Source organism: Brevundimonas sp. Root1423 (assembly GCF_001426805.1).
On record NZ_LMFL01000012.1, the window covers coordinates 39,722 to 52,109 of the forward strand.

Consider the following 12,388-nt stretch of genomic DNA (forward strand, 5'->3'; position numbering starts at 1 on the left):
GTCAGGTCTCGATCCGGTCCAGATCGCGGCCCTTCGTTTCCGGCAGCCAGATCAGGCTGACGATCACCGCCAGCACAGTGAAGGCGACCGAATACCAGAGGCCGAAATAGATGTTCCCCGACGCCGCCACCAGGGCGAAGCTGGCGGCGGGCAATAGCCCTCCGACCCAGCCCGTGCCGATGTTGTAGGGCAGGCTCATCGCCGTATAGCGCACCCGTGTCGGGAACAGCTCAACCAGCGCCGCCGCCTGCGGCCCGTAGAGGGCCGTGGCCGCGACCATGAAGATCATCAGGATGGCGAAGACCAGCGGCATGTTGATCCGCGCGGGATCGGCCTTCGCAGGATAACCGGCTTGGACCAGCGCCGCCTTGATGCGGGTTTCGACATCGGTGCGGGCAGCCTTCAGCGCGGCCGGCGCCATGCCGGCGCCCTCGACCGACGCGACCTCGGTTGCGCCGATACGGACAGTGGCGGCCGAGCCCGCGATCGCCTCGGCGTTGCCGTAGGACACGCCCGCGTTCGACAGCACGCTCTTGGCGATATCACATGAGCTGGCGAAGGCTGCCTTGCCGATCGGATCGAACTGCAGGGCGCAGGTGGCGGGGTCGGCGATCACCGTCACGGGCGCCGAGGCCTGGGCCTCGGCCAGCGCCGGGTTGGCGGCTTTCGTCAAGGCGTGGAAGCCGGGGAAGAAGGCGACCAGCGCCAGGATCATGCCGAACAGCATCACCGGCTTGCGCCCCAGCCGGTCCGACAGCCAGCCGAAGAAGACGTACAGCCCCGCCGAGGCGACGGTCACCGCCAGCACCAGCTGGTCGACGGTGTTGGTGTCGACCTTCAGCACCCGCTCCATGAAGAAGCGCGTGTAGAAATATCCGCAATACCAGACCGCGCCCTGGGCGATCATGATGCCGAACAGGGCGATCAGCACGAACCGCCCGTTGCTCCACTGGAAGAAGGCCTCCTTGTAGGGCGCGCGACGTTCGCCGCCCTCGGCCTCCATGCGCTGATAGGCCGGGCTCTCGTTGAGCTTCAGCCGGATCCACAGCGACACCGCCAGCAGCAGGGCGGACAACAGGAACGGGATGCGCCAGCCCCACTCGTCGAACGCCTCGACGCCGACGATCTGACGGGTGATCAGGATGACCGAAAGCGCGCCGATCAGGCCGAAGGCGGCCGTGGTCTGGATCCAGCCGGTCAGCAGGCCGCGCTTCTTCGGCGGCGAATGCTCGGCGACATAGATGGCCGCCCCGCCGTACTCGCCGCCCAGCGCGAAGCCCTGCAGCATCCGCATGATCAGAAGCAGAATGGGCGCGGCAATGCCGATCTGGCCGTAGTCGGGCAGAAGCCCTATGGCGACCGTCGCCAGCCCCATCAGGGTGATGGTGACGAGGAAAGTCGTCTTGCGGCCGGTGCGGTCTCCAAACCAGCCGAACACCAGCGCGCCCAGCGGCCGCACCACGAAGCCCAGACCGAACGTCAGCAGGGCCATGATGTAGGCGACGGTCTCGCCGGCGTCGGCGAAGAAATGCCGCGCGATGATGGTGGTGAGGGAGCCGAAGACGAAGAAGTCGTACCATTCGAACGCCGTCCCCGCCGCCGAGGCGGTGACCACAGTCTTCAGGCCGGGTCCCGCCCGGGTCTCCGCCGCATCCGTCATCGATCGCTCCCCGCGTGTCGCTCCGGCGTCTCTCCGGACACCTGTGCGGCGATGCTAGCGGGCGGGGCGTGCCCCACACAAGCGAAAGCCCGTCGGCGGGGGGCTGACGGGCTTTCTTCAACCGATCCGCGTGTCGGGGGGGAAGCGCGGTCGGGATCTCACGCCGGCGGCTGGCCGGCGAAGTGGATCAGCAGGTCTTGCCGTCCGCGCAGTTGGCGACGGCGGTCCCGGCGGCCGAGGCGTCGCGGCCGACGCCCGAAACGGTGTTACAAGCGGCGGTCGTCAGGGCTGCGGCGGCGGCGAAAAGGACAAACAGTTTGCGCATGGGATGAACTCCTTGATGCCGGGGAGGTGGCGTCTGCAGCATCAACGTGACGGCGCGGCGGAGGTTCCAAGATCGGCGGGGTCCGTAGGCACGACGGCCTCGGGCGTGGCGAAGGTCAGGCGGGCTATGGTGCCTCCGTCCGGAGCCGGAAGCATTTCGACCTCGCCCCTCAGCTGTTTGGCGAACGCCCCCATCAGGGTGCGTCCGACGCCCGCGCGGAAGGTCTCGCTGACGCCCGGTCCGTCATCCTGCACTTCCAGCACGCTCTTTTCGCCGCGGACATTGAAGCGGACCTTCAGATCGCCGCCGCGGCCGGCGAAGGCGTGTTTCTGGGCGTTGGTCACGGCCTCGACCAGCCACAGCGCCAGCGGCGCCAGCTTGTCGGGATCGACCACCAGCGAGTCCGCCTCGACCGACGAGGTCACCACAATCCCGCGTCCCGCCTCGCTGACCACCAGCTGGCCGACCAGTTCGGTCAGGAAGATCCGCGCGTCCGCGTAGCGGAGATCGTCGCTCTGGTAGAGGGTGCGATAGATCAGGGCCAGGGCCGCGATCCGCTGGCGCGTGTCGCCCACCGCCGCCTTGGAGGCCGGATCGGTCAGGGCCCTCTGCTGCATCGAAAGCAGCGAGGAAATGATCTGCAGATTGTTCTTCACGCGGTGATGGATCTCGCGCATCAGCGCGTCCTTTTCCGCCAGCGATGCGGTCAGGGCGGCGTCGCGCGTGACGATGGACTCGGCCAGCTCGTCCAGTGTTCGCGCGAGGACGCGGATTTCCGCCGGCGCGTTCATGGCCTGCAGGGGCCGCACGTTGAAGCGCCCGCGCGCGTAGATGGCGGCGATCCGTTCCAGATAGTTCAGCCACCGGATGACGATCCGTTCGCTGACCAGCATGACCGCGCCGAAGGCGATCAGCCACGCCAGCAGCGGCACCAGCAACGCCCCGACAGGATTCAGACGGGCCCAGGACCACAGGCCGGGCGCGGGCGCCGACAGCAGGGCGTAGACATCCCGTCCTGCAAGGGCCGCTCCGGCATAGACCCGGTGCCGTCCCTGCGCGTCGTCGGCCTCGAAGATCGCCGAGGCGCCCGAGCGCGCGCGACCGACCCAGCCGGTCAGGGTGTCGCCGCCGGACAGCACGAAGGCGTCGGCCTCTGTCACCGTCAGCAGGCGCCCGTCGCCATCGGTCAGGGCGGCTTGCGAGCCTTCCGGGAGGGCCGGGTCGTCGACGTCGGGCTGCAGGCTGGCCAGGGGCAGGAGCGCGACCATGGCGCCGTCGAAGGCGCCCAGCGGCCGCTCAAGCCGGATCGCCACGATCAGACCGGGCGAACGGCCGGCGACAGTCGGCGCACGGGCCAGAACCATGCTCTCGCCGGCCTTGAGCCGGAGGAACCACGGGCTGGCAGGGGCCTGGGCCAGCCAGGCCGGCGCGCTCTGACTCAGCCCGCGCGAGGCGCAGACCGTGGCTCCCGTCGTCGTCAGCCGCGCCAGTCCGTCGAGATTCTCGAGCCGCTCGACCAGATCGGTCAGTCGCGGCTCGCAAAACACTTCCAACGCTTCCGGGCGCAAGGCCTGGAGGAGCACGCCGGTGCTGTCGAGGTGGGATTTGGCGTTGGCCGCGGTCCGTTCGGCAGCCAACTGCAGGTCGGACCGCCGCTCTATATCCTGGGCGCGAAAGGCGGATTGGGTCTGGAAGGCGCCCAGCACCAGAATCGGCAGCAGGGCCAGGGCCATGGCCCAGCCCATCCTGAAACGGATGCCGTGAAACTGCGGCGGCCCCAGACTCCGGCCTACGCGTTTGGTCAACCCTCGTCCGAACCGGACCACCGGTCAGTCCTGCCGGACGCTGCTCAGGCGATCAGCGGCGGCCAGTATGGAACGCATGGCGTCGCCCGCGGCGCGACCATCACGGGCGTAGCCGCCCCGTTCAAGCGTGGCCTGCAGGGCCTTGCGGGCGCGGGAAACGCGGCTCTTCACCGTTCCGACTGCGCATTGGCAGATTTCTGCCGCCTCTTCATAGGCGAAGCCTCCCGCGCCGACGAGGATCAGCGCCTCGCGCTGTTCTTCCGGCAGGGTGGCCAGAGCCAGCCGCAGTTCGTCCAGCGCCACCGGCGACTCAGGATCGTCGACCGCAACGAGCGTGCGTTCGGCGGCTTCCTGATCCAGCTGCGATTGACGCCACGACCGGCGCTTCTCGGAATAGAACTGGTTGCGCAGGATCATGAAGGTCCAGGCCTTCATGTTGGTGCCCATCTGATAGCTGGCGCGCGCGTCCCACGCCTTCATCATGGCGTCCTGCGCCAGATCGTCGGCGGCGGTCGGATCACCGGTCAGCGTGCGGGCGAAGGCGCGCAGATGCGGGATCAGCGCGACCAGCTCCCTCTTGAAGGCGTCGTCGTCGGCTGAAGGAGGCTTGGGCGGCGGGTTGGTCGCACCGCTCATGAGCCGCTCCCGCCCGACGAACGCTCGTCGGCGCGCCGCAGGATGTCCAGGAACTCGTCCGGAACCTGCTCGTTCACGACCTCGTCGAACATGTGGCGCAGCTTCACGCCGATCGCCTGCTGGCGAAGTCGAGCTTCCTCCAGACTTGCGCCGCCCTTGGGCGGGCCCTTGCCCGGAGGGTTGGAATTATCTGTCATTGAAAAAACGGCCGCCACCCTGACGAAAGACTTGTGCGAAGGGCCAAACGCCACTCAGCACAGGCGGTTCCTGGCTCATCGCCGAATAATGCTCAAGCTTGTCGTCAGCGCGGGAACCGTGGCGTATTTGATACGTTGACCGGACTGCTCAGGTTCCAGTCGGGAGCCGCCTTTCTGTCGGGGATTTTGTTTTATGAGCCTGCTGGCCCGCCTTGCGCCGCATCTGCCTTACGTCCGCCGTTACGCGCGGGCCCTGACCGGTGATCAGACCACCGGCGACAACTACGTCCGCGTCGCCCTGGAGGCGCTCGCCGCCGGCGAGCGGCAGCTGCCCGCCGACATGACTCCGCGGGTCGCCCTCTATCATGTCTTCCACGCCATCTGGGCGACCACCGGCGCGCAGCTGGAAGACAAGAGCGGGCTGGAAAGCCGCACCGACGACGCCTCGCGCCGCCTGATGCGTATCGCGCCGCGCTCGCGTCAGGCCTTCCTGCTGACCGCGCTCGAAGGGTTCACCCCCTCCGAAGCCGCCCAGATCCTGGACGCCGACGCATTCGACGTCGAACGCCTGATCTCTGAAGCCCAGTCGGACATCGACGCCGAACTGGCCACCGATGTCCTGATCATCGAGGACGAGGCGATCATCTCGGCCGACATCGAAAGCCTTGTGAAAGAGCTCGGCCATCGGGTCACCGGCACCGCCACCACGCATGACGAGGCCGTCGACGCCGTCGCCCGCCACCGCCCGGGTCTGGTTCTGGCCGACATCCAGCTGGCCGACGGTTCGTCGGGCATCGACGCGGTCAAGGACATCCTCAAGCGGATCGACGTGCCGGTGATCTTCATCACCGCCTTCCCGGAGCGTCTGCTGACCGGCGAGCGGCCCGAGCCGACCTTCCTGATCACCAAACCCTTCCAGCCGGAAACGGTGAAGGCGGCGATCAGCCAGGCGCTGTTCTTCCACCCGTCGCGCCAGAAGGCGGCGGCGTAAGCCTTCTTCCCCGGACAAAGGAAAAGCCCCGGTCTCGCGACCGGGGCTTTTTTGTTGGCGCGCGCCGTTTCAGTGGGGGCGGGCTTGCGGTTCCGCGGGCGCGGCGACGGTCGGCGCATTGACGTTGGGCGCCTCGCCGGTCGGCGGGCTGGTCGGCTCCCCGACGGCGGTGGTGGGAGCGTCGGCCGTCTGCGGCGTGGCCGCGTCGCCCTGGAAGGCCTGGGCGTCGACGGCCTGATCGCCGTTGTTGGCGTTGGTGGCGGCGAAACCGCCCTGGCTGACAAACCACATGCCCAGCAGCAGGATGGCGACGGCAGCCAGCGAGATGACCAGCAGTGTCAGGATGCGCACGCCGCCGCGCCCCCCGCGGACATATTGGGCCTCCACCGGACGGCCCTCATGGACGGCGTCGGCGGCCTTGTCGTGTGGGGATTCATGGGTCATGGCTCGGCTCCGTCTGGGCATGGGATCAGGCTGTTGAACGCGCCGTCCAGCGTAGCCGTTCCGGCACTCTCTACAGACGCGAAAAATCCTCAAGGGGCCCGGAACCGAAGCCCGCAGCCTCCGTTATCGAAATGCGGAGGCGGCGACGCCCCCCCGACTTGAGACTGGCGAAAGCCGGTCTGTCGCCTCCGCGCCTCATTCTCGATGATGCGACTTCAGGCGGACCCGAAACGGTCCGCCTTTTTCTTTGCTCCGGCTGGACAGGCGGCCCGGCTTGCTGACTATGCCCGGGTCCAGAAAGAAAACCCGGAGATCGTCATGGCTCGCGTCAATCGTCAGTGGGTGCTGCGCCAGCGGCCCAAAGGCCTGATCCAGCCCGGCGATCTGGAGCTGATCGAGGCGCCGGTCCCGGCGCTGAACGAATCGCAGGTGCTGGTCCGCACGGTCTATCTCTCGCTCGACCCCACCAACCGCACCTGGATGAACGACGCCGAGGGCTATCTGCCGCCGGTGCCGATCGGCGGCGTGATGCGCGGCCTGACGCTTGGCGTTGTCGAGGAAAGCCGCTCCAGCCGTTTCCGCGCCGGCGACGTGGTCACGCCCCTGTCCGGCGGCTGGTCCGACTATGCGGTCGTCAACGAGATGGAGCTGCGTCAGGTGCACCGCGCGCCCGGCATGCCGCTGACCGCCAACCTCAGCGTCCTGGGCATGACCGGCATGACCGCCTATTTCGGCGTCACCGATGTGCTGAAGGCCAAGGCGGGCGAGACCATCGTCATCTCCGCCGCCGCCGGCGCCGTCGGCTCCATCGCCGGTCAGGTGGCCAAGGCGCGCGGCTGCCGCGTCATCGGTATCGCCGGCGGGCCGGACAAGTGCCGCTGGCTGACCGAGGAACTCGGCTTTGACGCCGCCATCGACTACAAGAACGAGGACGTCGGCGAGGCGCTGGACCGGCTGGCCCCGGACGGCATCGACCTGAATTTCGAGAACGTCGGCGGCGACATCATGATCGCCGTCTTCAACCGGCTGAAGACCCATGGCCGCATGGCCGTGTGCGGCCTGATCTCGGCCTATAACGCCACGAAGATGCCGCCCTCGCCAAACTTCTCGCGCATCATCACCCACCGCCTCAATGTCCAGGGTTTCCTTGTCCTCGACTACGCCCACCGCGGTCGCGAGATGGTGGCGGAGATGGGTCCCTGGCTGGCCGACGGCACAGTGAAGTGGAAGGTCCACGTCGACGACGGTCTGGGCGGCGCGCTGGATTCGCTGAACCGCTTGTTCACGGGCGACCATGACGGCAAGCTGCTCGTCCGCGTATCCGAAGAACCGGCCGCCTGACGGAATTGACATGACCGAGCCGCTGCACGTCCATTTCGAAGACCTGGGCGTGGGCGAGGTCATCTCCCTGGGCGCCTGCATGGTCGATGCGGCGGCGCTGGACGTCTTCGTCGAGCGGTTCTCGCCCGGGTGGGATGTCTCGTACGGCGCGCCGGACGCCATGGTCTACGCCCTGTGGAGCCGGATCTTCGCCGAGAAGGCCTCGGGCTGGGCCCAGTCCAAGGTGCTGGCCGTCGACGGCCTGCGTTTCATGCGCAATCCGCCCGCCGGCGAGCTGATGCGGGGCCGCATGACGGTCATGGGCAAGGACCCGGTCGGCGACGAAAAGGGCATCGTCATCGCCCAGCACGACCTGCTCGACGAGGCGGGACGGCTGGTGTTTTCCTGCCTGACCCGGGCGCTGCTGGCGCGGCGCTGAGACAAGAAAAAGCCCCGCACGGCGAACCGGACGGGGCCTTCATCTGGCAGATTGTGAGCCTTACGCGTTGCCGGCAGCCGGCTGCGCCGCGGCGGCCTTCTGGAAGGCCAGGGCGATCAGACGATCCCAGCCCAGCAGCGACACCAGGTGAGCGTAGATCTGGCCCAGGGCGCCGTTGTCGCGCAGTTCGGCCAGTTTCTTGGCCGGCAGGGCCTTCAGCTTGTCTTCCGAGACGGCGTAGTATTCGGCGATCTTCTGCGGCGCGGCGGCGGTGCCGTCCGGGTTGCGCGGGGTGAAGACGGCCTCGCGCGTGTCCAGCAGATCCATGTCCGTCAGCAGCTTGAGGAAGGCCTCGGTGCGCAGGCGCTCCTGCTCGAAATTGTTGCAGAACTCCATCGCCTGCTGGGTGTAGGGCGAGGGCTGGCCGTCGACGAACAGCGGGGTGGAGCCGCCTTCCTTGATGAAGGGCGCGGCGCGGTCGACGCACAGGATCATGCGCTGCTGGGCGTCGTCGTTTGCGAAGACGAACGGATAGCGGCGGACGTAGGCCGGAATGTAGGCCTCGGGGCGGAACTCGCCGTCCTCGCTGACGAACAGGTTCTCACCGCCGCGCAGCGCCATAACGGCCACCGGCTGCTTGTTCTCGCCGACGAAGATCACCGGATAGGACAGGGCGGCCGGCGCGAACTCGGTCACCATCACCGGCACCAGATTGGTCTGGGCGACGAAGGCGTAGGGCTTGTCGACGGCGTCGACGCCCAGGGCCCCGTGGACCTCGAGGGACAGCGGCTCGGGCTGTGCGTAGAACAGAACATTGCCCTGCAGGGGCGAGGCGGCGGTTGTATCGGTCATGAACGCGATCAGGCTCTGGAAATAAGGGAAGCGCGCTTCTAGCGCAGTCGCCACATCGCCGCAAACCGGCTCGCTCACGGGGTGTCCGACGCGGTTAACGGTTCCCGTCAGAACCGGTAGCTGACGCCGACCCTCAGATTCCGGCCCGGCAGGGGCGCGACATCCTTGAGGAAACTGACGTGTTCGCGGGCCTCGGTGTCGGTCAGGTTATGACCCTCCGCGAACAGGGTCACGGCCTTGTCGGCGAAGGGCCGCCAGGATCCCGACAGGTTCACCATCGTGTAGCCGTCGGTGCCCAGTTCATAGGCCGCCAACTCGTCCTGTTGCCCGACATGGCGGACTTCCAGCGAGGCGTCGAACGGCGTCGAGGTCCAGGCGAGCCGGCCGGTCACGCTCCACGGCGGGATCCGCGCCGCGGGTCCCTGATCGGTCTGCGCATCGACGAAATCGCCGGCCCCTTCCAGGGTCAGCGATCGATCTCCGCTGGTCCACAGGTCGTATTCGCCCTCGACCTCGAAGCCGCGGAACTCGGCGCCCGTCTGGACGAACTGGAAGATGGGGAAGCTCTCGCCGTCGTCCACGAACACCGCACCGGTGTCCCGCTCATCGATAAACCCGTCATATTTTGAGACGTAGACGTGCAGATCGCCCTGGAACCGGCCGGCGGCGTAATGGACCGTGCCCTCCAGCGTCGTCACCGTCTCGTTGTCCAGCGTGACATCGCCACGCTCATAGACGCCGGTGGCCACGTGCAGGCCGTCGGCGAACAGCTCGACCTCGGACGGGGCCCGTTCGTTGTGCGCCAGGCTCAGGCCGAGGAACAGATTGGCCGAGGGCTTGATAAAGGCCGCCGCCGAGCCTGACCAGTTGTCGAACTCGCGTTCGATTTCCGCACCGCCGGACAGCGGCGCAGCCGTCACCGAGCGCCGGTCATAGCGCAGGCCGCCTTCCAGCCCCCAACCGGCCCGGTCCAGCCGCTGGACCGTGTAGACGCCCGCCTCCTCGATTTCGCTGCCGGGCACGAAGGCCTCGGCGCCGACGGCTTCGAACGTGCGCGACAGGACCTGAACCCCGGTGGCGCCGTTCCATCCGTTCCGGGCCTGCTGCACCAGATCGGCCCGCGCCTCCTGCCCGTCCGACTGGAAGACCGTGCCGGGATTGCCCGGCCCCTCGAACTCGGTGTGGGTGTAGTCAGCATGGCCGTACGAGCCGGTCAGCTTCTGGAACAGCCCGCCGTCGAAACGCAGTTCGCCACGCAGGTCCTCACGGGTCTGTTCCAGCTGGATGAAGACATCGGGCTCGGCCACGGTGCCATAGGTGCTGGACAGGTCCTTGAACGATCCGCCGATGAAGCCGCGCGAGCCGATCCATGAGGCGCCGACGCCCCAGCTCTCCAGCTCCGAGAAACTGTTGGGCTGGGTCTCGCCCGGTCCACGCGCGACGCCTTCCGCATCGGCCAGCCGCTGCGAGATGGCGGGCGAGGGAATGTCGTAGTCGTCGGCCTCCTTCTTCACCCCGTCCACGCTGATGGCGATGGGGCCGAGGCCGAAGGTCGCCCGCGCGGAGGTCGACCAACCCTGATCGACGGTCGAGGTCTGGGCCGAAAGGACCCCGTCCACGCCGTCAGGCATTTCGGTGGGAATGCGGTTGTCCAGAACGTTCACGACCCCGCCGATGGCCGTGCCGCCATAGGCGAGGGTCGCCGGTCCGCGGACGATCTCGATGCGGTTGGCCTCGGCCGGGTCGGTCGCGACCTGGTGGTCGGGCGACACCGAACTGGCGTCGATCAGGCCGATGCCGTTCGTCAGCACCTGCACGCGCGGGCCCGACAGGCCGCGGATCACCGGCCGGCTGGCGCCCGGCGCGAAGTCGGTCGAGCGCATGCCGGGCAGGCCCGCGACCAGATCGCCCAGCGACGCGGCCGGCGCCGTGGCCAGCATCTCCTCGTCGATCACCGTCGTGGCGATGGTCGTGGCGCGGGCGCTGATACCGTACGGGGCGCCGGTGACGATGACGTCGTCGAGCACCAGTGCGTCCGGTTGAGCCGGGGCTGCGGACTGGGCCGCCGCAACACTGGTCATGACTCCCCAGCCGAGGGCGGCGGCGAGAGCGGTGCGGGATACGACGGACAGGGACATGCGAACTTCCGGGAGAGCGACAGTGACTCGGTGTTACGAGATAACATCACACACCGTCAAGCGGCTCCGGTTGCGGCGCCCGCGCCGAGGGCTTAGCTCTGGCGCATGAGCGAACACTGCCACCACCATCACGCTGACGGACCGCCGGCCCCCGCCGACGTCGCCCGCGCCATGGGCGAGGCCGACCGACGCCTGACCGCTGAGGGCGAGCGGATGACCGCCGCTCGCCTGCGCGTGCTTGAGCTGTTGCTGGCCGCGGGCGAACCGGTGAAGGCCTATGACCTGATCGCCCGCTTCGGCGACGACGGCCAGCCGGCCAAGCCCCCGACCGTCTACCGCGCGCTTGAGTTCCTTGAGCGCAAGGGACTGGCCCACCGCATCGCCTCGATCAGCGCCTATGTCGCCTGCACCTCGGGCAGCGTCGACCACGCCGCCGCCTTCCTGATCTGCGACTGCTGCGGGGCCACGCAGGAGGTCTCCGCCCCCGTCGCCGGCGATCTGGGTCGGGCCGCCGAGGCGGCCGGCTACGCCATCACTCGCACCACGATCGAGGCCCACGGCCGCTGTCCGGCCTGCGTCGCGAGCTGAGCTTCCCCCGCGTGAACTGGCGCGGAGCCTCGCAACCGCCTATCTCCCCCGCATGGATGCGATCCGGCTCTCCCCGCCCCGTCGCCTGAGCCTTCCGGTGTCGAACCACTGGGGCGAGGGACGCATGAGCGTGCTGGATTTCGGCGACGTCAAACGCCCGGTCGACATCGTTTTCGTCCACGCCAACGGCTTCAACGCCATGACCTACCGCACCCTGCTGGCGCCCCTGTCCGGCAGCCTGCGCATCTGGGCGCCGGATTTGCGCGGCCATGGCGGAACCTCATTGCCCACCGATGTCGTCGGTCGCCGCCACTGGCACGATCACCGCGACGACCTGATCGCCGTGCTGGATGCGCTCGACGGACCGCCGGTGATCCTCGCTGGCCATTCGATGGGCGGAACGACGGCGCTGCTTGCCGCCGCCGAACGGCCCGACCGGGTCGCGGGGCTGGTCCTGTTCGATCCCGTCATCTGGGGCCGGCTGACCGTCGCCGCCTTCAAGCTTCCGCTTCTGGACCGCCTCGCCTCCCGCATTCCCCTGGTCCGCAACGCCCTGCGCCGCCGCGCCGTCTTCGACAGCCGCGAGCAGGCGCTGGCCGCCTATTTGGGACGCGGCGCCTTCAAGGGCTGGCCCGAGATGATGCTGGCCGATTATCTGGCCGACGGCCTGACCGAAACCGCCGACGGCTTCGTCCTCGCCTGCGACCCGGCGTGGGAGGCGTCCAACTACGCCTCCCAGAGCCACGACCCCTGGCGCGCCCTGAAGCAGCTGAGCCGACCGGTCCGCATCCTGAAGGGCGAACACGGCTCGACCTGCTTCCTGACCGGAACCCCGCGCGGCCTGCCCCATGTCACGGTCGAGACCGTGCCGGGCGGGACCCACTTCTTCCCCATGCTGCGCGCCGACATCGCCCGCGACGCCCTGTTCGACGCCGCGATCTAGAGGCGCTGGCGCCCGCGCGGGTCAGGGGCTAAACCGCTGGCCATCCGTAC

The 12,388-nt window shown here is 68.3% G+C and carries 13 protein-coding genes; 5 read left to right on the forward strand and 8 right to left on the reverse strand.

Annotated elements, in window-relative coordinates:
• Position 1: 1 nt before the first annotated feature.
• The 5 genes from ASD25_RS07415 to ASD25_RS07435 all read right to left on the reverse strand — a co-directional run bounded on the left by ASD25_RS07415 (position 2) and on the right by ASD25_RS07435 (position 4,623).
• Positions 2-1,660: an MFS transporter gene (locus tag ASD25_RS07415; protein WP_056615747.1), complete on the reverse strand. Its 1,659-nt coding sequence runs from the start codon at positions 1,658-1,660 to the stop codon at positions 2-4.
• Between the two features lie 187 nt (positions 1,661-1,847).
• Positions 1,848-1,985 (reverse strand): hypothetical protein, encoded by a 138-nt coding sequence (locus tag ASD25_RS07420; protein ID WP_055831752.1) that lies wholly within the window; start codon positions 1,983-1,985, stop codon positions 1,848-1,850.
• A 41-nt stretch (positions 1,986-2,026) separates the two neighbouring features.
• Positions 2,027-3,790, reverse strand: a complete 1,764-nt coding sequence (locus ASD25_RS07425) for a sensor histidine kinase (RefSeq protein ID WP_369816556.1) — start codon at positions 3,788-3,790, stop codon at positions 2,027-2,029.
• A gap of 24 nt (positions 3,791-3,814) precedes the next feature.
• Entirely contained in the window at positions 3,815-4,426 is a 612-nt protein-coding gene (locus tag ASD25_RS07430) for a sigma-70 family RNA polymerase sigma factor (RefSeq protein WP_056615750.1), read from the reverse strand.
• Positions 4,423-4,623 (reverse strand): NepR family anti-sigma factor, encoded by a 201-nt coding sequence (locus tag ASD25_RS07435; RefSeq protein WP_056615753.1) that lies wholly within the window; start codon positions 4,621-4,623, stop codon positions 4,423-4,425. Before ASD25_RS07435 ends, ASD25_RS07430 begins: the two co-directional genes overlap by 4 nt.
• 193 nt (positions 4,624-4,816) lie before the next feature.
• On the opposite strand from ASD25_RS07435, the gene ASD25_RS07440 reads away from it, so the two are divergent.
• A complete protein-coding gene (locus ASD25_RS07440) occupies positions 4,817-5,614 on the forward strand; it encodes a response regulator (RefSeq protein ID WP_056615756.1) in 798 nt (265 codons plus the stop codon).
• Between the two features lie 69 nt (positions 5,615-5,683).
• On the opposite strand, the gene ASD25_RS07445 is transcribed toward ASD25_RS07440, so the two are convergent.
• A complete protein-coding gene (locus ASD25_RS07445; protein ID WP_056615758.1) occupies positions 5,684-6,058 on the reverse strand; it encodes a hypothetical protein in 375 nt (124 codons plus the stop codon).
• 318 nt (positions 6,059-6,376) lie between these two features.
• Between ASD25_RS07445 and ASD25_RS07450 the strand changes: the two genes are divergently transcribed.
• Entirely contained in the window at positions 6,377-7,399 is a 1,023-nt protein-coding gene (locus ASD25_RS07450; RefSeq protein WP_056617063.1) for an NADP-dependent oxidoreductase, read from the forward strand.
• Positions 7,400-7,409: 10 nt separating this feature from the next.
• A complete protein-coding gene (locus ASD25_RS07455; RefSeq protein WP_056615760.1) occupies positions 7,410-7,817 on the forward strand; it encodes a hypothetical protein in 408 nt (135 codons plus the stop codon).
• Between the two features lie 60 nt (positions 7,818-7,877).
• Here the strand turns inward: ASD25_RS07455 and ASD25_RS07460 are convergent, their stop codons facing one another.
• Together ASD25_RS07460 and ASD25_RS07465 are read right to left on the reverse strand one after the other, a co-directional pair.
• Positions 7,878-8,669: a SapC family protein gene (locus ASD25_RS07460; protein WP_056615762.1), complete on the reverse strand. Its 792-nt coding sequence runs from the start codon at positions 8,667-8,669 to the stop codon at positions 7,878-7,880.
• A gap of 107 nt (positions 8,670-8,776) precedes the next feature.
• The gene (locus tag ASD25_RS07465) at positions 8,777-10,807 is read right to left on the reverse strand and encodes a TonB-dependent receptor (RefSeq protein WP_056615764.1); all 2,031 of its coding nucleotides are present in this window, start codon (positions 10,805-10,807) and stop codon (positions 8,777-8,779) included.
• 105 nt (positions 10,808-10,912) lie between these two features.
• Between ASD25_RS07465 and ASD25_RS07470 the strand changes: the two genes are divergently transcribed.
• A complete protein-coding gene (locus ASD25_RS07470; protein ID WP_056615767.1) occupies positions 10,913-11,395 on the forward strand; it encodes a Fur family transcriptional regulator in 483 nt (160 codons plus the stop codon).
• Between the two features lie 52 nt (positions 11,396-11,447).
• Positions 11,448-12,338 carry an alpha/beta fold hydrolase gene (locus tag ASD25_RS07475; protein WP_056615770.1) on the forward strand — a complete coding sequence of 297 codons (891 nt, stop codon included), beginning with the start codon at positions 11,448-11,450 and terminating at the stop codon, positions 12,336-12,338.
• Positions 12,339-12,388 lie beyond the last annotated feature (50 nt).

What these genes read in the sequence shown, in the direction of transcription:
- ASD25_RS07455 (WP_056615760.1), top strand. Translation starts at nt 7,410, where the DNA reads ATGACCGAGCCGCTGCACGTCCATTTCGAAGACCTGGGCGTGGGCGAG.
- ASD25_RS07435 (WP_056615753.1), bottom strand. Translation starts at nt 4,623, where the DNA reads ATGACAGATAATTCCAACCCTCCGGGCAAGGGCCCGCCCAAGGGCGGC.
- ASD25_RS07465 (WP_056615764.1), bottom strand. Translation starts at nt 10,807, where the DNA reads ATGTCCCTGTCCGTCGTATCCCGCACCGCTCTCGCCGCCGCCCTCGGC.
- ASD25_RS07420 (WP_055831752.1), bottom strand. Translation starts at nt 1,985, where the DNA reads ATGCGCAAACTGTTTGTCCTTTTCGCCGCCGCCGCAGCCCTGACGACC.
- ASD25_RS07450 (WP_056617063.1), top strand. Translation starts at nt 6,377, where the DNA reads ATGGCTCGCGTCAATCGTCAGTGGGTGCTGCGCCAGCGGCCCAAAGGC.
- ASD25_RS07415 (WP_056615747.1), bottom strand. Translation starts at nt 1,660, where the DNA reads ATGACGGATGCGGCGGAGACCCGGGCGGGACCCGGCCTGAAGACTGTG.
- ASD25_RS07430 (WP_056615750.1), bottom strand. Translation starts at nt 4,426, where the DNA reads ATGAGCGGTGCGACCAACCCGCCGCCCAAGCCTCCTTCAGCCGACGAC.
- ASD25_RS07470 (WP_056615767.1), top strand. Translation starts at nt 10,913, where the DNA reads ATGAGCGAACACTGCCACCACCATCACGCTGACGGACCGCCGGCCCCC.
- ASD25_RS07475 (WP_056615770.1), top strand. Translation starts at nt 11,448, where the DNA reads ATGGATGCGATCCGGCTCTCCCCGCCCCGTCGCCTGAGCCTTCCGGTG.
- ASD25_RS07445 (WP_056615758.1), bottom strand. Translation starts at nt 6,058, where the DNA reads ATGACCCATGAATCCCCACACGACAAGGCCGCCGACGCCGTCCATGAG.
- ASD25_RS07460 (WP_056615762.1), bottom strand. Translation starts at nt 8,669, where the DNA reads ATGACCGATACAACCGCCGCCTCGCCCCTGCAGGGCAATGTTCTGTTC.
- ASD25_RS07440 (WP_056615756.1), top strand. Translation starts at nt 4,817, where the DNA reads ATGAGCCTGCTGGCCCGCCTTGCGCCGCATCTGCCTTACGTCCGCCGT.